Origin of the sequence: Prevotella sp. E13-17 (assembly GCF_022024035.1) — a bacterium.
Taxonomy (GTDB): domain Bacteria; phylum Bacteroidota; class Bacteroidia; order Bacteroidales; family Bacteroidaceae; genus Prevotella.
Window position 1 is genome coordinate 2,109,395 of record NZ_CP091787.1, and the last position, 19,501, is coordinate 2,128,895.

At 46.3% G+C, this 19,501-nt stretch carries 16 protein-coding genes, 2 pseudogenes and 1 riboswitch; of the genes and pseudogenes, 9 read left to right on the forward strand and 9 right to left on the reverse strand.

The window, feature by feature from the left end; all coding sequences use genetic code 11:
• The first annotated feature begins 1 nt into the window (after nt 1).
• From L6472_RS08470 to L6472_RS08480, 3 genes are all read left to right on the forward strand, one after another.
• Nucleotides 2-1,189 (forward strand): glycosyltransferase family 2 protein, encoded by a 1,188-nt coding sequence (locus L6472_RS08470; protein WP_237804141.1) that lies wholly within the window; start codon nt 2-4, stop codon nt 1,187-1,189.
• A 100-nt stretch (nt 1,190-1,289) separates the two neighbouring features.
• Nucleotides 1,290-2,543: an ATP-binding protein gene (locus L6472_RS08475; protein WP_237804143.1), complete on the forward strand. Its 1,254-nt coding sequence runs from the start codon at nt 1,290-1,292 to the stop codon at nt 2,541-2,543.
• A 5-nt stretch (nt 2,544-2,548) separates the two neighbouring features.
• On the forward strand, nt 2,549-3,607 hold the full coding sequence (locus tag L6472_RS08480; protein ID WP_237804145.1) for an endonuclease/exonuclease/phosphatase family protein: 1,059 nt from the start codon (nt 2,549-2,551) through the stop codon (nt 3,605-3,607).
• 55 nt (nt 3,608-3,662) lie between these two features.
• On the opposite strand, the pseudogene L6472_RS08490 reads toward L6472_RS08480, so the two are convergent.
• A pseudogene (locus tag L6472_RS08490) lies at nt 3,663-5,752 on the reverse strand (alpha-amylase family glycosyl hydrolase).
• Nucleotides 5,739-6,626, reverse strand: coding sequence for an ACP S-malonyltransferase (gene fabD / locus L6472_RS08495; RefSeq protein WP_027450498.1), 888 nt, complete (start codon nt 6,624-6,626; stop codon nt 5,739-5,741). The pseudogene L6472_RS08490 and the gene fabD overlap by 14 nt, the downstream one beginning before the upstream one ends.
• 156 nt (nt 6,627-6,782) lie before the next feature.
• Between fabD and pyrB the strand changes: the two genes are divergently transcribed.
• From pyrB to glyA (L6472_RS08515), 4 genes are read left to right on the forward strand one after another with little or no spacing between them, the layout of a single operon-like run.
• The gene (gene pyrB, locus L6472_RS08500) at nt 6,783-7,730 is read left to right on the forward strand and encodes an aspartate carbamoyltransferase (RefSeq protein ID WP_237804151.1); all 948 of its coding nucleotides are present in this window, start codon (nt 6,783-6,785) and stop codon (nt 7,728-7,730) included.
• Nucleotides 7,731-7,737: 7 nt separating this feature from the next.
• Nucleotides 7,738-8,184, forward strand: a complete 447-nt coding sequence (locus tag L6472_RS08505; RefSeq protein ID WP_237804153.1) for an aspartate carbamoyltransferase regulatory subunit — start codon at nt 7,738-7,740, stop codon at nt 8,182-8,184.
• A 46-nt stretch (nt 8,185-8,230) separates the two neighbouring features.
• Nucleotides 8,231-9,460, forward strand: coding sequence for a GTP-binding protein (locus tag L6472_RS08510; RefSeq protein WP_237804155.1), 1,230 nt, complete (start codon nt 8,231-8,233; stop codon nt 9,458-9,460).
• 43 nt (nt 9,461-9,503) lie between these two features.
• Entirely contained in the window at nt 9,504-10,784 is a 1,281-nt protein-coding gene (gene glyA, locus L6472_RS08515) for a serine hydroxymethyltransferase (protein WP_237804157.1), read from the forward strand.
• Between the two features lie 41 nt (nt 10,785-10,825).
• On the opposite strand, the gene L6472_RS08520 is transcribed toward glyA (L6472_RS08515), so the two are convergent.
• Complete coding sequence (locus L6472_RS08520; protein WP_237804159.1) at nt 10,826-11,989, reverse strand: transposase; 1,164 nt, start codon at nt 11,987-11,989, stop codon at nt 10,826-10,828.
• Between the two features lie 194 nt (nt 11,990-12,183).
• On the reverse strand, nt 12,184-13,326 hold the full coding sequence (locus L6472_RS08525; RefSeq protein WP_237808004.1) for a type I restriction enzyme endonuclease domain-containing protein: 1,143 nt from the start codon (nt 13,324-13,326) through the stop codon (nt 12,184-12,186).
• Between L6472_RS08525 and glyA (L6472_RS08530) the strand changes: the two are divergent.
• A pseudogene (gene glyA, locus L6472_RS08530) lies at nt 13,213-13,452 on the forward strand (serine hydroxymethyltransferase); the annotation flags it as partial. The gene L6472_RS08525 and the pseudogene glyA (L6472_RS08530) overlap by 114 nt on opposite strands.
• 54 nt (nt 13,453-13,506) lie before the next feature.
• On the opposite strand, the gene L6472_RS08535 reads toward glyA (L6472_RS08530), so the two are convergent.
• The gene (locus L6472_RS08535) at nt 13,507-14,634 is read right to left on the reverse strand and encodes a hypothetical protein (RefSeq protein ID WP_237804161.1); all 1,128 of its coding nucleotides are present in this window, start codon (nt 14,632-14,634) and stop codon (nt 13,507-13,509) included.
• 85 nt (nt 14,635-14,719) lie between these two features.
• A riboswitch (SAM-I-IV-variant riboswitch) is annotated at nt 14,720-14,838 on the forward strand.
• Here L6472_RS08535 and L6472_RS08540 point away from each other — a divergent pair.
• Nucleotides 14,837-15,094, forward strand: a complete 258-nt coding sequence (locus tag L6472_RS08540; protein WP_237804163.1) for a hypothetical protein — start codon at nt 14,837-14,839, stop codon at nt 15,092-15,094. It overlaps the preceding riboswitch by 2 nt.
• A gap of 60 nt (nt 15,095-15,154) precedes the next feature.
• On the opposite strand, the gene L6472_RS08545 is transcribed toward L6472_RS08540, so the two are convergent.
• The 4 genes from L6472_RS08545 to L6472_RS08560 are packed head-to-tail and all read right to left on the reverse strand — an operon-like array spanning nt 15,155 to nt 19,373.
• Nucleotides 15,155-15,526, reverse strand: coding sequence for a hypothetical protein (locus L6472_RS08545; RefSeq protein ID WP_237804165.1), 372 nt, complete (start codon nt 15,524-15,526; stop codon nt 15,155-15,157).
• Between the two features lie 26 nt (nt 15,527-15,552).
• Nucleotides 15,553-17,430, reverse strand: a complete 1,878-nt coding sequence (locus L6472_RS08550; RefSeq protein ID WP_237804167.1) for an AlwI family type II restriction endonuclease — start codon at nt 17,428-17,430, stop codon at nt 15,553-15,555.
• A 13-nt stretch (nt 17,431-17,443) separates the two neighbouring features.
• Nucleotides 17,444-18,349 carry a DNA adenine methylase gene (locus L6472_RS08555; RefSeq protein WP_237804169.1) on the reverse strand — a complete coding sequence of 302 codons (906 nt, stop codon included), beginning with the start codon at nt 18,347-18,349 and terminating at the stop codon, nt 17,444-17,446.
• Nucleotides 18,306-19,373, reverse strand: a complete 1,068-nt coding sequence (locus L6472_RS08560) for a DNA adenine methylase (RefSeq protein WP_237804171.1) — start codon at nt 19,371-19,373, stop codon at nt 18,306-18,308. The genes L6472_RS08555 and L6472_RS08560 overlap by 44 nt, the downstream gene beginning before the upstream one ends.
• Between the last annotated feature and the right edge of the window lie 128 nt (nt 19,374-19,501).

Consider the following 19,501-nt stretch of genomic DNA (forward strand, 5'->3'; position numbering starts at 1 on the left):
GATGCTCACACTGAAAATATTATTTTGGACACTATTGACTCTCGTACTCTACACCTACGTAGGGTACGGAGTCATTCTTTTCATCATTCTGAAAATCAAACGACTGTTCATTTCTAACAGTACTGAACCATCTCTACCATCCAACGAACAACTGCTTCCTCCAGTAACCCTGATGATATGTGCCTACAACGAGCAGGACATCATTGAAGAGAAGATGGCAAACATCGCTCAGTTAAACTATCCACAAGACAAACTGACCGTCATGTGGGTCATTGACGGAAGCACAGACCGTTCTTATGAAAAGCTGCAGAGCTACCCCAACGTAAAAATCGTATTCCAACCCGAAAGAATGGGCAAGGCTGCAGCCATCAAACACGGTCTTGAAAACAATGATGCAGAGTATGTGATATTCACAGACGCCAACACCATGCTCAACGCAGATGCCATTCGCGAAATAGTAAGACAGTTCCTGAAAAACAACGTAAGCTGTGTATCTGGAGAGAAACGGGTCACCGCACGACATTACGGACAAGTGGCCTCTGAAGGTGAAGGTCTCTACTGGAAGTACGAAAGCACCCTGAAGCGATGGGACAGCGAACTCTATTCGGCAATGGGAGCCGCCGGCGAACTGTTTGCCGTCAAGATGAGCGACTATCACGAGGCGCCATCCAATGCTTTGCTCGACGATTTCATGATTTCCATGTTGATGGTGAAAGACGGCCATCGCATAGCCTACACCCACCAAGCATACGCTGTGGAATATGGATCAGCCGACATGACCGAGGAATCGAAACGAAAGCGCAGGATAGCTGCCGGAGGACTGCAAAGCATCTGGTGGCTGCGCAGTTTGATGAATCCATTCGCCCACCCCAAAGTAGCCTTTCAGTTTATTTCTCATCGCGTGTTGCGTTGGAGCCTTACACCAATAGCCATGCTACTATTAATTCCCATCAACATCATACTGACCGTCTGTCGTGCTGGCATCATCTACGACCTCACCGCCATAGCTCAGATGCTGTTCTACACAGCAGCGATTGCCGGATGGTGGATGGCCCAAAAAGGTCGCAAGCACCGTCTTCTCTACACCCCCTATTATTTCCTCTTTATGAACATAAATGTCTTCAAAGGCTTTTTCTATTTAACCGGCCATAATAATAGTGGAATGTGGGAAAAAGCAAAAAGAGGATGATATTTGAAAAAAAACATTATTATTCTTGCAAGTTTTCAAAAAAAGCAGTAATTTTGCATACAGAATTATCTATAGATAGTAAGTCAGCGCAAAATCGACAATGAGTCACGACGAAAAAGAAATATTAGAACAGAAGTTTGCCGACGCCAGTCATAGACTTAACATGGCCTACCAAGAGTTAGAATTGGCAAACAAAAAACTAAAGGAATATGAGGAGAAAGCAGCTAAAGCCGAGAAGGCCAGCCGCATGAAATCATTATTCCTAGCAAACATGTCTCATGAAATCAGAACCCCCTTGAATGCCATTGAAGGTTTCTCGAGGATTATGGCTGAGACCGATTCGTTTGACGAGCGAATGACTTACATGGAAATTATTGAAAGTAACAACAGTCGCTTGTTAAGTCTGGTTAACGAAATCCTTGATCTTTCAAGAGTAGAATCAGGCGAAATCGTTATTAAAAACACATCTACAGACCTCAACAGTTTGATGAGCAGCATCAAGCAGTTGTTCAAGTTCCGTTGTTCAGAGTCAGTCAACCTGACATGGACAAAGCCCAACATGCCTGTTGTGATGACAACCGACGAAAACCGCCTGACTCAAGTATTCTCAAACCTTATTTCCAACGCATTAAAGCACACGCCTAAGGGCACCATAACATACGGTTACCGCTTGATTAACGAGGGTTCTACCATTGAATTTTATGTCAGCGACACAGGCTCTGGCATCCCCCCCGAGTTCATAGACAAAATTTTCGACACCTATGCCTCCAAAGACGCAGAACATCAGAAAGGCTACGGTCTGGGCTTAGCACTGTGTCGGATTATCGTTGAGAAGATGGGCGGACGCATCACCGTCAAGTCAAAAGTGAACGAAGGCTCTACGTTCACCTTCACGTTGCCATTCCATGGCTCGTTTGGCGGACTGAGCATGACTGGCCGCACCACGACACAGAACATGCGTACGCTGCGTGTCAGCAACCGCAAAGATGATTCTGAGTTAAAGAAAGTCTTAGTGGCAGAAGACGAAGAGAGCAACTATGAGTTGGTGCGCATCGTCCTCCAGAAGCGCTATCGTCTGCTTAGAGCTCACAATGGCATTGAGGCTGTGACACTGAACGAGGAAGAGAAACCCGACCTCATTCTGATGGATATCCGTATGCCTGAGATGGATGGTCTCGATGCTACACGTATTATCAAAGAAATAAATCCCGACACACCAATCATTGCACTGAGTGCCTATGCTTTCAACGAGAATATTCAGGAAGCAAAGGCTGCTGGATGCGATCTTTTCTTGGCAAAGCCCTTCAAAGTTGAAGAGTTATTAGAAACCATAAAGAAATTCATCGGAGATTAAGTTGCATGGGCAAGAAAGCAATCTACAAGTTTATTTCATTCATGATATTGGTTGTCACCATGCTGATGGCAACCTTCACTTTGTTTGGTATCTTTGGCGGCAGTGCAGACCCCACCAGCAGTACTGCCTTGGCCATGTTGGTTTACATTCTACCAATACTTATTGCAGGAAATGTTATCACACTGATATTCTGGTCGATACGCCGTCATTGGCATTGGACACCGATGCCAATCATTGCCATACTCTTCAGCATTCCGTATATGGGCACATTGTACCAAGTCAAAATATTCAAAGGGTGGAAGAATACAAGTAACGCACTGACTGTTGCCACCTATAATGTGGCACGCTTTGGGCGAGAGACATCAGGTTTCAAAGCCGAGGACATTCTGTCGGAAATGAAGAAGCACGATGTAGATATACTTTGCATGCAAGAATATCTGAACACCAGTGGCGACAAGCTGAATTCAGACAAATACAAGGAGAAATTCCCTTTCATGGCTACAGGCTATGACGACATGGTGATCTATAGTCGCTACCCCATTAAAGGTTTTGAAACCATTTCATTTGGCAGTCACACAAACAATAGTGCCATGTGGGCAGACATCAGCATCAAGGGGAAGATGGTACGCGTGTTCAACGTACATCTGGAGACGACAGGTTTCAATCGCACGATACATAATGTTGCCAAGATTCAAGCACAGGGGCTCGAGGTTGAAGAGAATTCTATCATTAGAGCCCTTTGGGGCAATTACACAATGGGTATGGCCGTTCGTGCCCAGCAAGCCGACATGGTGGCCAAACAGATTGCTGACTCACCCCATCCAGTAATTGTGTGCGGAGACTTCAACGATGTGCCCTACTCTTACGTCTATAAGACCATGCTAGGCGATTTGGAAGATGGATTCAAAGAGTGTGGCGAAGGCTTCATGTTCACCTATCGAGGCGCAAAGAGCGTGCGCATCGACTACATCTTCCACGACAAGTCGATGGATGGCATTGACTACTACAAACAGAATTTAAGTTACTCCGACCACTATCCAGTATATATGGAAATAGCTCTCTAATCAATAGGGAGCTATTTTTCTAACGTTGCGATTCCATTTTTCCTTCGTCAGAAAGTCATACGATTTTAAATCGCACACGAAAAGAGCGCTCTGCCTCGTCCCAATTAGTTCCCAGCATTTCAAAACGACCTATCTGAGCCGTCGAGCGCACATGCTTGCCAATACACGGACACACATCATAGTCGCCAATACGCACCAGTCGAATCGTCTCGCTGGCATCGGCTGGCAGGCGGTCCAGCACCACACCTCCTGGAATATCATCTCGCGTCACAAACTCATACTTCACCGGCAGATCCTCTGCTATCAGCTCATTCATCCTGCGTTCTATCTCTTTCTCTTCCTGGCGCGAAGGCTTATGATCCAAGTGGAAGCTCATCTTGCTTTTCTTTCTCTCCACATGCGCATTATAGCTGCGTCCACACCCAAAGAGCCGAATCATGGTTTGATTGAGCAGATGTTCAGCCGTATGAGCCGGCGGAAATTCCTCCTTATGATGTTCGTTCAACACGTACTCTTCCATCTTCATTTCATTTTAAGTACCACAGCGCCACGTGCTTCCAACTTGATCGATACGGGATTGTTGCCACGCATCAGCACAACCGACATCTGGTTGTCGCTCAACAGCTCTTGAACCTTGTAGGCTTTCTCCTGTATTTCCAAAAAATCAAAAGCATAATCAGGTATGTTGAGATGCATCTCAACAGGTTCGTCATCGAAGTTGGCAACGACCAGCAACATCTCCTTACCCGCCTTGCGGATGAAAGCATATTGACGATAGTATTGCGTATTGGCATACATCACATCAAACATTTGCCCTTCAGCCACAGCCTTTTCCGAACGAGCGATATTCAACACCTTTGTATAGACGTTAACCAATGGCGAATATGTTGATTCAAACGACCAATAATCAAAGATCGTTGTTCTGCCATCACGTCCGCTATAGCCCTCGGCATCCATGCCGCGCTCGCCCCACTCCTGCCCTGCATAGACCATAAAGGGATTCTTCTGCATCAGTGCATTGACTACCAATGCCGGCACTGCCTTCTCGCCACAACCAGCAAAGAAGTCGCTGGCAATGCGTTGTTCATCATGATTCTCCAGGAAATAAAGCATGTGGTCACGGATATCATCGGTTTGTTGCCAAGCCCAAGTGATAGCATCAGTACCACGACGATGGCAGATGACATCGCGCATAGCATCATACATCCCCACTTTATCGTAGAGGTAGTCGAAGCCCGAAGCAATGTAGTGACGATACTCATTGGGATTATAGACTTCACCAATAAAACGAATATAAGGGTACTGCTCACGCACCTTAGCGGTGGCCCATGCCCAAAACTCGGCGGGCACCATCTCTGCCATATCACAACGGAAGGCATCAACACCTTTCCCTGCCCAGAACAGCAATATATCGAGCATTTTATGCCATGTCGAACAGCGCTCGTCCAACATAGACCATGTGCCGTTGTAGTCGCGTCCGTAGTTCAGTTTCACCGTCTCATACCAGTCGTTTCGACCAGGTGAGTTGTTGAAACAATCATTACCCGTTGCCTTGGCGGGCATCTCGGTATAAGGCTCCTCTTCATCATGATAGAGATCAAAATAGGGTGTAAACTGCTGTCCGGGACAGTAGTAGAAATTGTTTCTCACGGGATCAAAACCCACAGAGGGGTTATCATCTTCACCCAGATCGCGCACGCCATCAGGTTTGCAGATGCTCTTATACTGGCGTGCCACATGATTAGGAACAAAATCGATGATTATCTTGAGTCCGGCACGATGCGTGCGAGCCACCAATGCCTCAAACTCCTCCATGCGCTTGTCTATGCGCACTGCCAAGTCGGGGGCAATGTCGTAGTAGTCTGTGATGGCATAAGGCGAGCCTGCCCTACCCTTCACCACAGCAGGATGCTGTCGGGGGATGCCATATTTTGAGTAGTCTGTCTGTGTGGCATGACGTATCACGCCGGTGAACCAAATATGACTCACGCCCAGCTCCCTGATGTTCTTCAGGGTGCTGGGCGTGATGTCGTTCAGTTTTCCACAACCATTTTCTTCTATCGTACCATTAACAATACGGTTATTGTTACGATTACCATAGAGACGGGTGAAAATCTGATAGATAATAATCTTATTCGATGCCATGAGCATTTACTTCTTTGTTAATTTTGGCAATCATGCCCTGCAGTGCTTTGCCAGGACCGCATTCGGTGAAGTCATCAGCACCATCGGCAATCATGTTCTGCACACACTGGGTCCAACGCACAGAAGAGGTAAGCTGAGCAATCAGGTTCTGCTTGATCTCTGCAGGATCCGTATGAGGCTTACCATCCACATTCTGATAGATGGGGCACTTGGGGGTCTGGAACTGAGTATTCTCGATGGCTGCCTGCAGTTCATCCTTTGCAGGTTGCATCAGTGGGCTATGGAATGCGCCGCCCACCTTCAGGGGCAGAGCACGCTTAGCGCCAGCAGCCTTCAGCTGCTCGCATGCCTCGTTGATAGCCTCTACATTACCAGAGATGACCAACTGACCAGGATTGTTATAGTTAGCACAAACCACGATATTACCCTCGCGGTTGATACCTGCGCATACCTCTTCCACCTTCTCGTCGGGCAGACCAATGATGGCAGCCATTGTTGAGGGAGCAGCCTCGCAAGCCTTTTGCATAGCCATTGCACGTGCATAGACCAGTTTCAGTCCATCCTCGAAAGACAATGCACCAGCAGCAACCAGCGCAGAGAACTCACCCAGCGAGTGACCCGCAGTCATGGCAGGCTGGAAAGCATCGCCCATGCAGATAGCCGAGATAACCGAGTGGAGGAACACAGCAGGCTGTGTCACCTTGGTCTGCTTCAGGTCTTCGTCGGTACCCTCGAACATAATATCAGTAATTCTGTAGCCCAGAATCTCGTTAGCTTTTTCAAACAACTCTTTTGCTGTTGCGTTGTTGTCGTAGAGGTCCTTACCCATTCCTACGAACTGCGCTCCCTGACCAGGGAAAACGAATGCTTTCATTTCTTTCTCCTTAATTTAATTAATGAATAAATGTTTGCGGCTGCAAAGATAATAAAAAAAAAACCGAAAAAGAAAAGAATATTAATTTTTCACCATACACTACTCACTTTTACTTTATTTTTCGTACCTTTGCAGACGAAAAAATAAATGCCAATTATGGACAAGCATAATTTCGTCACCATTGCCAATCTCACTAGGGAAAAGATTCTCTACATGATTGAATTGGCACAGGAGTTTGAAAAGCATCCAAACCGTGAACTTCTCAAGGGTAAAGTTGTTGCTACCCTTTTCTTTGAACCCAGTACAAGAACCCGTCTATCTTTCGAAACAGCTGCCAACCGCCTTGGTGCGCGTGTCATCGGCTTTGCCGACCCTAAAGTGACAAGTGGCACCAAAGGTGAGACGCTCAAGGACACCATCTTGATGGTGAGCAACTATGCCGACGTCATCGTGATGCGCCACTATATTGAAGGTGCAGCACAATATGCCTCCGAGATTGCACCTGTCCCCATCGTCAATGCAGGCGATGGAGCGCATCAGCACCCTTCACAATGTATGCTCGACTTGTATAGTATTTACAAGACACAAGGCACACTCGACAATCTGAACATCTACCTCGTTGGCGATCTGAAGTACGGACGCACCGTCCACTCGCTCATCATGGCCATGCGCCACTTCAACCCCACGTTCCACTTTGTGGCACCCAAGGAGTTGGCCATGCCTAAAGAATATAAGGTGTATTGTGATGAACACGGCATCAAGTATCAGGAGCACACGGCCTTCAACGAGAAGGTGATTGCCGATGCTGACATTCTTTATATGACACGCGTACAAAAGGAACGCTTCTCTGACCTGATGGAATACGAACGTGTCAAGAATGTGTACGTGCTGAACAACGAGCTGCTGAAGAACGCCAAACCCAACATGAAGATACTGCACCCACTGCCACGCGTGAACGAGATTGCCTACGAGGTGGACGACAATCCACATGCTTACTACATACAGCAGGCCGGCAACGGACTCTTTGCACGCGAAGCTATCTTCTGTGATGTGCTGGGCATCACGCTCGATGAGGTTAAGAACGACAAAACAATTATTGAGTGAACACACTATGAACAAGAAAGAAATGCTCGTTGCCGCCATCAAGAACGGCACCGTTATAGACCACATACCCAGCGACAAAACCTACCAGGTGGCACAGTTACTGGACCTGCATCATCAGGAAACGCCCGTCACCATCGGCTACAACTACTTGTCAAAGAAACTGGGAAAGAAGGGCATCATCAAAGTGGAAGACAAGTTCTTCACCGACGAAGAGATCAGCAGACTGAGCGTCGTTGCACCCAACATCGTGCTGAACATCATCAAGGACTTTGAGGTGGTTGAAAAGAAACAAGTGATCACACCCGACGAAATACATGGCATCGTCAGATGCAACAACCCGAAGTGCATCACCAACAACGAGCCCATGAGCACCTACTTCCACGTGACTGATGGCATACTGACATGCCACTACTGCGAAAAAGAACAGGATATCAACAAGGTGGAGCTCTGCTAAAGAGACAACACCATACATCAAACATTAATGAAAGGAAAAAACTAAGATGAAGGAAACACCCGTATTACTGCTTACAGGCTATCTGGGCAGCGGAAAGACAACTTTACTAAACAGGATTTTGAGCAACAACAAGGGCATTAAGTTTGCCGTCATCGTCAACGATATTGGCGAGGTAAACATCGATGCTTCACTGATACAGCAGGGCGGCATTGTGAACCAGCAAGACGATTCGCTGGTGGCACTACAGAATGGCTGCATCTGCTGCACGCTGAAGATGGATCTGGTGCAACAGCTGCAAGACATCATCCAGATGCAGCGTTTCGACTACATCGTCATCGAAGCCAGCGGCATCTGCGAGCCTGGCCCCATCGCACAGACCATCTGCTCTATTCCCTCAATGGCACCCGAAGTGGTGGAGAACGGAGTTCCCCGTCTGGATTGCATCGTCACAGTGGTTGATGCCCTCCGCATGCGCGATGAGTTTGAAGGCGGTCAACTGCTGACACGCCCCGACATCGACGAGGAGGACATCGAGAACTTGGTCATCCAACAGATAGAGTTCTGCAACATCGTGCTGCTCAACAAGGCCAACGAGGTATCGGCCGAGGAACTGGGACGTGTGCGCCAAATCGTACGCACACTGCAGCCTAAGGCTGAGATTATTGAGTGCAACTATGGCGATGTGGACTTCGACAAGATTCTGTTCACCAATATGTTCGACTTCGACCGTGTGGCCACCTCGGCCGCTTGGATTCAGGAGGTAGAACGCCATCACGAGGATGAGGATGAGCACGATGAGGATCATGACCATGACGACGACCATGAGCACGAGGAGCACAAACATCATCATCACGATGACGAACACGAGCACCACCACCATCATCATCACCACGACGAAGGCGAAGCCGAGGAATATGGCATTGGCACATTTGTATATTACCAGCGCCGCCCGTTCAATCTGGGACTCTTCGACCACTTCGTGGCACGCCAGTGGCCCAAGGGCATCATTCGCGCCAAGGGCATCTGCTACTTCAGCGACGAGAAAGACATGTGCTACATCTTTGAGCAGGCCGGCAAGCAGGTGAGCCTCAAACAGGCCGGACAGTGGTTTGCCACCATGCCCGCCGCCGAACTGGAAATGATGAAGCAACGCGACGCAGCCCTGCGTGCCGACTGGGACGAGCAGTACGGCGACCGCATGCAGAAGCTGGTGTTCATTGGTCAGCACCTCGACAAGGAGCTTATCACCAAGGAGCTGGACGCATGCCTTGCATAACAAGCAGAAATCCAATATGTTAAACAACCAAAAATAAACAAAGATGAAAAGAGACAACACCGTTTTCGAGTTGATCGAGAAAGAACATCAGCGTCAGCTGAAAGGTATCGAACTGATTGCCAGCGAGAACTTTGTGAGCGACCAGGTTATGGAAGCCATGGGTTCTTACCTGACCAACAAGTATGCCGAAGGTTATCCCGGCAAACGCTACTATGGTGGCTGCCAGGTAGTGGACGAGGTAGAGAAGTTGGCCATCGAGCGAGTATGCAAACTGTTTGGTGCCGAGTATGCCAACGTGCAACCCCACTCTGGTGCACAGGCCAACGCAGCCGTACTGCTGGCAGTGCTGAAACCCGGCGACACCTTCATGGGTATGAACCTGGATCACGGAGGTCACCTCTCTCACGGTTCGCACGTCAACACGAGCGGTATTCTCTATAACCCCATCGGCTACAACCTGAACAAGGAGACTGGTCGTGTGGATTACGACGAGATGGAGCGACTGGCTCTCGAAAACAAGCCCAAGCTGATCATCGGTGGTGGCTCTGCCTACAGCCGCGAGTGGGACTACAAGCGCATGCGCGAGATTGCCGACAAAGTGGGTGCTCTGCTCATGATCGACATGGCTCACCCCGCTGGTCTGATTGCTGCCGGTCTGCTGGAGAATCCTGTGAAGTATGCTCACATCGTCACCTCTACCACTCACAAGACCCTGCGCGGTCCTCGTGGCGGTATCATCCTGATGGGCAAAGACTTCGAGAATCCTTGGGGCTACAAGACTCCTAAGGGCGAGGTGAAGATGATGTCTGCTCTTCTCAATTCAGCCGTATTCCCCGGTCAGCAGGGTGGTCCTCTGGAGCATGTCATCGCTGCCAAGGCTGTTGCCTTCGGCGAGGCTCTGCAGCCCGAGTTCAAGGAGTGGGCTCTGCAGGTGAAGAAGAACGCAGCCAAACTGGCCGACGAGCTGATCAAGCGCGGCTTCACCATCGTCAGCGGTGGCACCGACAACCACTCTATGCTGGTTGACCTGCGCTCTAAGTATCCCGATCTGACTGGTAAGGTGGCTGAGAACGCACTGGTTGCTGCCGACATCACCGTCAACAAGAACATGGTGCCCTTCGACAGCCGCAGCGCTTTCCAGACCTCTGGTATCCGTCTGGGCACGCCTGCCATCACCACACGTGGTGCCAAGGAGGATCTGATGGTTCAGATTGCCGCATGGATTGAGGAGGTTCTCAACGATCCTACCAACGAGGAGGTTATCGCCAGCGTTCGCGCTCGCGTCAACGAGAAGATGAAGGAGTATCCCCTCTTCGCATACTAATCCTTTATGGATTGACAACAAAAAGCAGCTAAGCATCCCGCCTAGCTGCTTTTTTTTCGAGGATTATCGTCCTCAGCAGTCTGCTCTTTGCTGAGGATATCTTCTACCAGCCTATTCAGCTTCAGACATTTTTCGCGTGAAATGATGCGACGCTCCATGTGATACTCCCATGGACATACCTGCAACAGGCGTCCTTCAGAACACGCATCAAACGACTCTCCTGCAGGTTTATACAAAGGCGGGAATCCATTCTCCCTGACAACAATGATTTTGTAGCCTCTGTTCATAGCCTCTCGCATCACCTCTTTCTCGCGCGTGGCAATAGCAGCGCTCACCAACACGCCACCAGCCTCTCCGCAAGCCAGCCATTCCCGCTTATAATCAGCAAACTCCTTGTCACTATAAGCATTATGAACAATCACCGCAACCTTCAGAGGGATATCAAGCAAGAAGCGGTTACCAACCGTCTGACAATGCCATTCACCAATATCCACATAGTTCATCGTGGTGAAAAAGTCTGGAAACATTCGCTTAACAGCCAGCCGTCGAGGATTATCATCAAGATAACGAGCCCAATTATCCAGTTGCCCGTCTTCCAACAAAATCAAATCATTATACCCACTCTCAAAGAGAACAGGAAGCTTTGCTTCTCCGCCAGCCACGACTCCCGCTGCTTCTCCGCCAGCCACAACTCCCGCCGCTTTTCCGGCGGGCACAACTCCCGCCACATCTCCACCAGCCACAACTCCCGCCGCTTCTCCGGCGGGCAAAGTCTCCGACAGCCGCCACCAGGCTCTTGTGCATCCCACTTTAAATCCCCTCACCACATTGCCTAGATGCTTTCCCCCAGGCATATCTTCTTTCACCCTAACAATCATATGGATATGGTCAGGCATTACACAAAGCTTCCAAACTTCCACCATCCCATAGTATTTGGAAATCTTTTGCAGTTCCTTATCACGGATCTCCTTCCCGAGCTCCGACAGTTCCACATACGCCCTAACCGTCTGCTTTCCGCCAGCACTCTTCGCGACAGGCGCAGTCACCACCTTGCCAAACACCGATTGACGACCTTCTACCACCAGTGTCAGCATATAAGTACCCTTACGACTATAGTCATGCCAAGGCTTGCGTCGTTTCATGTTATGCTGTGTCTCTGACACAGGCACGCCAAGCGCAATAGCTTCTTCCCTACTTCTAGACATTCCGTTTTTTGTCGATTAATTCTAGAAACAAAGGTAGTCCTTTTTATACAGAAAACTGCGCCCGCCACCACTTTGTTATGTTATTCTTAACAACTTTTATAACACACAATATAGTTTATTGGTACATAATGCTTAACTATTTTCTGTTAAGCACAGCAATTGTAAATTCCCTATTAATTCGATACAATGATAACTTAAGCTGCGCCCCATCCATATCCCTGTATTGCCATATCGATGAAATGATTCATAATAAGGTTTGTCTTGTCAACAAACGATACCCTATCATAGCTTTCAGGCAAGTCGCGATTCAATGATACTTGTATTAGTGAGAATACCTTCTTTCTTGGCTGTTCATCTTTGTACCAATCAACTACCAAGAAACTGTCTTTCTCGGCCATCAGCTTTTGGTAGAGGTTCTTTGCAGCCAAGATTACTTTTTGCTCTTCGCCCTTTGTTAGCATCTTACCTTGAATCAGCAAATCGTATATTTCAAGTTCCTCTTTCTTCAGTCCAAGATTGGTAGAGCGAACTTGTTCTTTCTTTAATTCTTCTATCAGCTGCAACAGCTTCTCGTAATAATCCTCGTTCTCGCTTCCGCCAGCATTATAACGATTAATGATACTCTTGTAGCGTTCAGAGAATGATATGCGCATACAGTTCTTATTAATCATCTGCTCTAACAATTTTTCTATGAAAACACGCAGGTTATCAATCTCAAAAGCCTTATATGGGGTAAGACTGATTTCCTTGCGTAAATCATCCACATTTATCTTACTCAGGTCAATCACCTTGCCTTGATGTATCACATAATCGGCATTATCACATACCTGGTTAGTTGATGTCACGCTCTGATCCAGTTTCTCTGCCATTCTGGCTTTGGCTCTTTCCAACTTCTCATCGTCAATCTGATTACAGAAAAGCCCATTGATATAACTAATAGGTGCAAACTTATCGTTATGCCATCCACGCTCAAATATCTCTGGTTTGCTGGCATCGTAGAGGTTCATCAGTAGATTACTGAGCACCTTGAAGCGATCCTTCCAATCGTCCTTCTCCAAGATACGCACATAAGCCTGGCGCAGCATCTCCAGCCTGTCCAGCGTATTCGTTTCTGCTATTATCTCGTCTAAGTTGATACCAAGCGTCAATAGGAATGCATCGCACTCAAGTATGCAGTTGTCGATATTGGTAATCAGCTGTTCGATGTTCTTGGCAGGATAATCGCCTTCATCACCATAAACAAGAACATGGTGTCCTTCGATAGCCGCAGCGCATTCCAGACCTCTGGTATCCGTCTGGGAACTCCCGCTATCACCACACGTGGTGCCAAGGAGGATCTGATGGTTCAGATTGCCGCTTGGATTGAGGAGGTTCTCAACGATCCTACCAACGAGGAGGTTATCGCAAGTGTTCGCGCTCGCGTCAACGAGAAGATGAAGGAATATCCCCTCTTCGCATACTAATCCTTTATGGATTGACAACAAAAAGCAGCTAAGCATTCCCGCCTAGCTGCTTTTTTATTGCATCCCTCTACCCTCCACAATATCTTCTGCCATTTTGTTCAACGCTAAGCACATGGCACGCGTCAACGGAATACGTTCATTCTGGTGAGGCCAGGGAGCCAACAGTAATAGCCGCCCATTTGCACAAGCCTCAAAATACTGGTGCCCTGGCTTTGAGAATTTATTAAATCCCCATGGCGTAATGAAGACTAGCGGCAGATGAGCATCCATGACCGAACGCATAACCACCTGCTCACCTTTTGAGATGGCTGGCGATACTAACACCGTACCAGTCTTAGCCATAGACATAAACCGTTCCTTTTCCACTATAACCTGAGCCTCAGTCAGTTTACGTGTCAGCTGTACCTGCGCCATATCGGGACTTTCCAATAGGAAACGATTGCCAATAGCAGCATACGTCTGCCCTGCAATCGTAACACCAAACTGAACACGGAAATAGTCGGGATGTTCTCGGCGAATGGCCAGGCGTCGAGGATTATCATGTACATAGGCAGTTAGACACGGCAGCATGTCATAGCTCTTTGATATAAGGTCGTTATATCCACGTTCAAAAAGCAGTCCAAGGCTTCTATCATCCTTCTTTAGCCGATGTTCTGAAGGCAGTGGAAGTGGCGATGCCACCTCGTACGCAGAAGCCTCCTTTAGCTCCCTCTGCGTATGTTGAGGCACCTTCTGCGTATGTTGAGGCACCGCCTCAACAAAACAATCCTCAACCAACCGCCTATACGCCTTATTACATCCAGCCTTAAAACCACTGATAACCTGTCCCAGATGTTCCTCCATAGCTTCCTGCACAAAGAGGACGCCATGCAAATGGTCGGGCATCAACTGAAAAGCCAACAGTTGCACCTCCTTATGAAACTGAGGTATAAGCTTCCAACAGCGCATCACCTCCTGTCCCAAAGCTGTCGGTACAATACACGGAGCACCTACTTCACCATCAGGAACAGAGGAACTACCCGTCAGTCTGCCAAGAAGCGGACGACGCCCTTCCACAGCCATCGTCACCATATAGATATGGCGCCCATAGTAGTCATTGATATTACTGCGGCGCTTCATGGAAGGAATTTTCTCCCCAGCAAAGCGCAACTTCTCCTGCAACCTTTTTTCTTTTTCGTCCATTGAGATTGCAAAGGTACAAAAAAATATTGGAATAAAGAGAGAGATAATTATTTGGTCATATTATTAAAAATGTGTATTTTTGCACACGAAACATCAAGAGCAGTCGCCTTCGGGCAGACTCACCAACCGAGCTCTAATGACTTAGCCACGGTGGTAGAGACGATGTGGAAGAATCAAATATTCACTTCAAAAACAAAAAGTTATGCAACAACACATTTATTACATTCGCTATGCGCTGCAATTTGCAGACATGCAAATCACCGAGTTAGTTAACACATTCAACAGTCAGGCTGGCAATCGTTGCTGGACCAGCATGCGTGCCTACCACGACCAGGCCCTGATCGACGAGTTCCAACGTCGAGGCATCGATGTCTCAGCCGTATATGACGGCAAGGCCATCTCATTCGCCTATCCCGTTAGGTACGATATAGCAGCTAATCGTCTGACAGCCATCGGCTGAAATCCCTCTTATATCAAATACTCCACCCTTGCCGTCTGCTCTTGGCAAGGGTGAAGTTTATTACCAATTATATCCTTCATCAAAAAAATCTAAATAACTTGCTGGTATTGTTTCTCGTATAGCTTTTACATCTTGGTAACCACCATAAGTAAATCCGTGGTCAGTCACTATGTTCTCCACGAAATCATTACAGTTAATTCTGTAGCACATTGAATCTCCACGCCCTTCACGGTATGCTATTTTTCCCCAACTACGAGGAACATGACTTGTATAAAAACAAATACGTCCAGCATTCCCCCATGAACCAGTTTCTTCATTGTACTCATATACAACTTTTATATCAGCATGAGCGAGATACCCAAGGAAACGGTAATAATCCTCAGGTTTAGGGAAACGAAGTTGTCCCAGTTTTCCAAAATAGCTATGATACATATATTTTTTATTTATTGTAAATTTTATTACAATCTTTCCAAAGGTGCATCTTCTGCCGCCATCCACATGACAGGCTCATTATCTGGAATATTCTGTCTCATGGTTTGATGTTCCACATATTTCCTCACAACTACATACCACTCTCTTGCTCCCATGGAGGCATAGTCTTTACCAAATAACTCTTGTAATGCAACTGACAAAGCGAGTATGCCTATCCCATTTTTTCTACGCATGAGTTCATCGGCATACGAAACCAACGCAGGAGACTCGAACAAAGAAGTAATTTTGTGCTCATACAGACTAGGAGTTTGTTCTAAGAAGATTAGTAGCTGGGGAATATCATACGGACGAATCTTAATCTTTCCTTTCGAATCTGCTGAAACATAATTGATTTGTCTGAGACTATCTATATAAATTGAAGGGGCAACAAAGATACACTGAGATTGTTGCTTCTTTTGAAAATCTTCAAGATGACGTTCAATTGGCCAGACCTCCATCATCGTTTGTGCTCTTCCTATTGCCATAGTTACTTCAACTAATACCCCATTCTGCTGTTCGTAACATTCTATATCACCTTTGTTTCCTCCTGCCGTTGAAGTAGGAAGACCTTCATCATCACAGCTGTAGTTAGGAACAACTCTAACATCGGGCATCCTGCAACGAATTGCCAAAGCCGTCAGAAATTCCAATCGCGTAGGAGCGGCCAATAGTTTTAATACATTATCTGTACTATTTTTCCTAGTAGCAAGATTTGTTAGCTCTTTCTTAATGATATTCCAATTATAAACTGAAAGCCAATTATCCAACAGTTTCTCACTTGCAGTAGCTGATGGCAGATGAGATGTTATCTTGATTAGATTCGTATCCAGCTCTGCCATGTAGTCAAAATAAGCACGTTCGTCGTCGAAGTGATGGTAGAGGGAATAGTGAGAAAGAATATAATCCACCTTCTCTATCTCGTTCTTATTGATATCTAAAAAACGACCAGCACCGCGAAGTGAGAGTAATCCTGTCAAGCGCATCTTGCGAATAAACTCGTCTGGATAATCCACCATTATTGACTTAGTGTCAAACTCCTTAAAGTTTCCCTCCATAATTTCTTTTAAGCAGATGTCGCAAACCACTTCATCGCTTGGGTCGTATCTGTGTTCTTTTCTAAGTTTTACAATACGTTGATAAAGGGATTGAGAGTCGTTATTCTTCCAAAAAATCAATAGTGGAAGTTCACGTCTTGATATGCCGCATCCATTCTGTTGTGGGTCTGCATTCAATTTCTTTATTGTTTCTAGCAAAAGAATCAGAGGAATATTGTCATTCAATACACGCACAAAGGGGTTCATTCGTTGCGATTTTGCCATTGCCTGCAAGAATACCTGTTGCTCATATTCAGGGTGTGTAATCTTACAAACTACGAAACCTGAAGCAGGGTCGACCTCAATGGTGAACGAAGATAAGAGATGATGAGCCAGTTGTGAAATGATTATTGGCTCACCTGGCCAATAGTAAGCAAGTCCCAATTCCTTCGTTAGATCATAAATCGTTGCGAAACGTGATGGCCACCCTTTAGCAAATCCGGCCTCTTTATGCCCCTTTATATCGTCCCATTGGGTTGAATCATTATTATCAAGAACTGATTGTACTTCATAGTCTGTCAATGCATATTCCGCGAACTCCCCCTTTGGCGTTGTGCTCCATTTTTGCTTTATAATGTCACAGATTCTCTTAGTAGGCCTGAATAGACCATAACGAATAGTCTCACCACAAATCTTCGTAGCAAGTTCATCATTGAGAATCTGTCCCTCAAACATATTCAGCACATACAGCATGAACTTCAATCTGCCGGGATTGCGCATCGTGGTTGTATAAAGCAGAGGCTTATATTCAGGATTTACTTTTCGTGACATAGGCTGTTAATCTTTAGTAATTAGTTACCAGCACCTCGTTGAACTGTTTGATGCTGTTGTCGTTGAAACTGATGTAGTTGCTGTTTATAGGATGGCTGTGATAGTGGGCAGACCAATCCAAAAAGAGAGAATTCGTGCGCCCACGATAGTGGGTGACGTTAGAGATTGCAAAATGGATTCCACGAGCATTCATATCATCAAGCAATGCCAGTAGGTCACGCTCAGTCTCGTCATTCCACAACTTATTATATTCGCTGAAAGTAATCAAATATGGAGGGTCGAGATATATCAAATCATCCTCTTGATAGTTGATATTACCCAAGAAGAGGCGGAAGTCCTCGTTGTGCCATTCCGCTTGCTTTGTTGTCATCACGCGGAAGTAATCTTCCAAAGCATCGTGGGTATTCTGATTGTAATCAACATTGCCGACAGGAAGGTTGAAGAGGCCTTTCTTATTGAACCTCAGCATACGATTGAATCCATAAATCAACAACACGTATAATTGCATCCAATCCTGTTGTCCGCCCGCTATGAAATCAGATTTCAGTTGGCGGTAAGCCTCCTTGTTGTATTTTGCGAAATAGGTTTTGGGATGGGCTTTTTTCAACTCCTGCGGAACTGGATTCTCACGAAAAGAAAGCGAAAGTCCATATTGGTCGACAATGCGATAGAATTCAGTATAAAAGTCCTGTTCCCTACCTACATAACCACAAAGCATTCTGTGCAAACCTATCACATAACTATCAATATCGTTCAATAGATACCCATCAGCATCGACATTCATCATCACCGAACCGCCTCCAACAAACGGTTCTATTAGTCTGTTGATGCGGTCGGGGAAGTGAGTGCGGATTTCGCGAATCAACTTAAACTTATCACCCACGTAAAACATCGGGGAACGACTGATTCCGTTTCTCATTGTCAACTTCAGTTATGAATAAATACTCACGATGATCGTCAAACTCAGTTTTGCCAGAGTTGAATGCTTTAAACTCGTGATTGAACACCTGTGTTTTACCACACTTATTAAGCACCTCTTCCAACTGTTCCAACTTAATTTTGTTCTCTGACGACGTGCTCTTAGAATGATAAGTGTTGTTATATGATACCACTAGATAGCGGCTATTGATATGGCTCACCAAATCCGTAAATGCTTTGAGTGCAGCGGTACGGCAATAATCACTCATATTCTCTTCCTTGGGTTTCAAGGCAGTACCATACAATTGTGGTTTCTTCCATTGAACCAAGTTCTCGTAAACATGATAGAACCTACTATATTGACGTGAATTGTAGGGAGGGTCGAGATATGTCAAATCAACATTGACGTTTCGAGCCAATTGATTGGCATCCTCCTGATGAATCTCCACACCTTCATACGACTCTGCATCTATCATTCGCATCTGGAATTGGTGAGCAGCAGGTGCTTTACGATAATAGGCATCAAAATGCCCCATCGTATTGGCATGGCGATCTATGCTATATATAAGTGAAGCCATCAATACAGAATACTCCTTATCCGTCAAGTCCTTCTGCAATGTCTGTAATCTACCTCTGATGTAGCCCACAATCTTAGCTGTATCGTGATAGAAATACTTACCGCCAAAGTTTTTCGAAAAGTAGTTCTCACCAATCTTTGCAGGATTGATGTCATTAAACTCACTAATGATTGTTTGTACCCTTTCTTCACTCCATTCACCAGGAGCAAAGAAAGCGCGATACATTACATTGTTCGAGTGGAGAAAATCATTTACAACCACTCGTTCATACGTCTGCAATGCCCGATGAGCCACCACACCTGTGCCTGCGAAAATGTCACAGAAGAAGTGAACGTCATGGGTTTGCTCTTCGATGAGGCTGAATATCCAGTCCACCAATTTGGTTTTACAACCAATATACCGACGACTCTCCAGAGAGAATCGTTGCATTTCTTGTGCTTTATCCATAAACATCTATCATTGTTTATGGCAGTCGCATGGCTTATCGATGTATATTCACGAACTATCCTACAACCATATAAAAGCAGATACAGAAAAAGCGCAGACCTGTGCTATATCTATATCTGGAGGCTGTA

Excerpts from the sequence above, each read along its gene's own strand:
- L6472_RS08470 (WP_237804141.1), top strand. The coding sequence starts at position 2 with ATGCTCACACTGAAAATATTATTTTGGACACTATTGACTCTCGTACTC.
- L6472_RS08475 (WP_237804143.1), top strand. The coding sequence starts at position 1,290 with ATGAGTCACGACGAAAAAGAAATATTAGAACAGAAGTTTGCCGACGCC.
- L6472_RS08480 (WP_237804145.1), top strand. The coding sequence starts at position 2,549 with ATGGGCAAGAAAGCAATCTACAAGTTTATTTCATTCATGATATTGGTT.
- fabD (WP_027450498.1), bottom strand. The coding sequence starts at position 6,626 with ATGAAAGCATTCGTTTTCCCTGGTCAGGGAGCGCAGTTCGTAGGAATG.
- pyrB (WP_237804151.1), top strand. The coding sequence starts at position 6,783 with ATGGACAAGCATAATTTCGTCACCATTGCCAATCTCACTAGGGAAAAG.
- L6472_RS08505 (WP_237804153.1), top strand. The coding sequence starts at position 7,738 with ATGAACAAGAAAGAAATGCTCGTTGCCGCCATCAAGAACGGCACCGTT.
- L6472_RS08510 (WP_237804155.1), top strand. The coding sequence starts at position 8,231 with ATGAAGGAAACACCCGTATTACTGCTTACAGGCTATCTGGGCAGCGGA.
- glyA (WP_237804157.1), top strand. The coding sequence starts at position 9,504 with ATGAAAAGAGACAACACCGTTTTCGAGTTGATCGAGAAAGAACATCAG.
- L6472_RS08520 (WP_237804159.1), bottom strand. The coding sequence starts at position 11,989 with ATGTCTAGAAGTAGGGAAGAAGCTATTGCGCTTGGCGTGCCTGTGTCA.
- L6472_RS08535 (WP_237804161.1), bottom strand. The coding sequence starts at position 14,634 with ATGGACGAAAAAGAAAAAAGGTTGCAGGAGAAGTTGCGCTTTGCTGGG.
- L6472_RS08540 (WP_237804163.1), top strand. The coding sequence starts at position 14,837 with ATGCAACAACACATTTATTACATTCGCTATGCGCTGCAATTTGCAGAC.
- L6472_RS08545 (WP_237804165.1), bottom strand. The coding sequence starts at position 15,526 with ATGTATCATAGCTATTTTGGAAAACTGGGACAACTTCGTTTCCCTAAA.
- L6472_RS08550 (WP_237804167.1), bottom strand. The coding sequence starts at position 17,430 with ATGTCACGAAAAGTAAATCCTGAATATAAGCCTCTGCTTTATACAACC.
- L6472_RS08555 (WP_237804169.1), bottom strand. The coding sequence starts at position 18,349 with ATGAGAAACGGAATCAGTCGTTCCCCGATGTTTTACGTGGGTGATAAG.
- L6472_RS08560 (WP_237804171.1), bottom strand. The coding sequence starts at position 19,373 with ATGGATAAAGCACAAGAAATGCAACGATTCTCTCTGGAGAGTCGTCGG.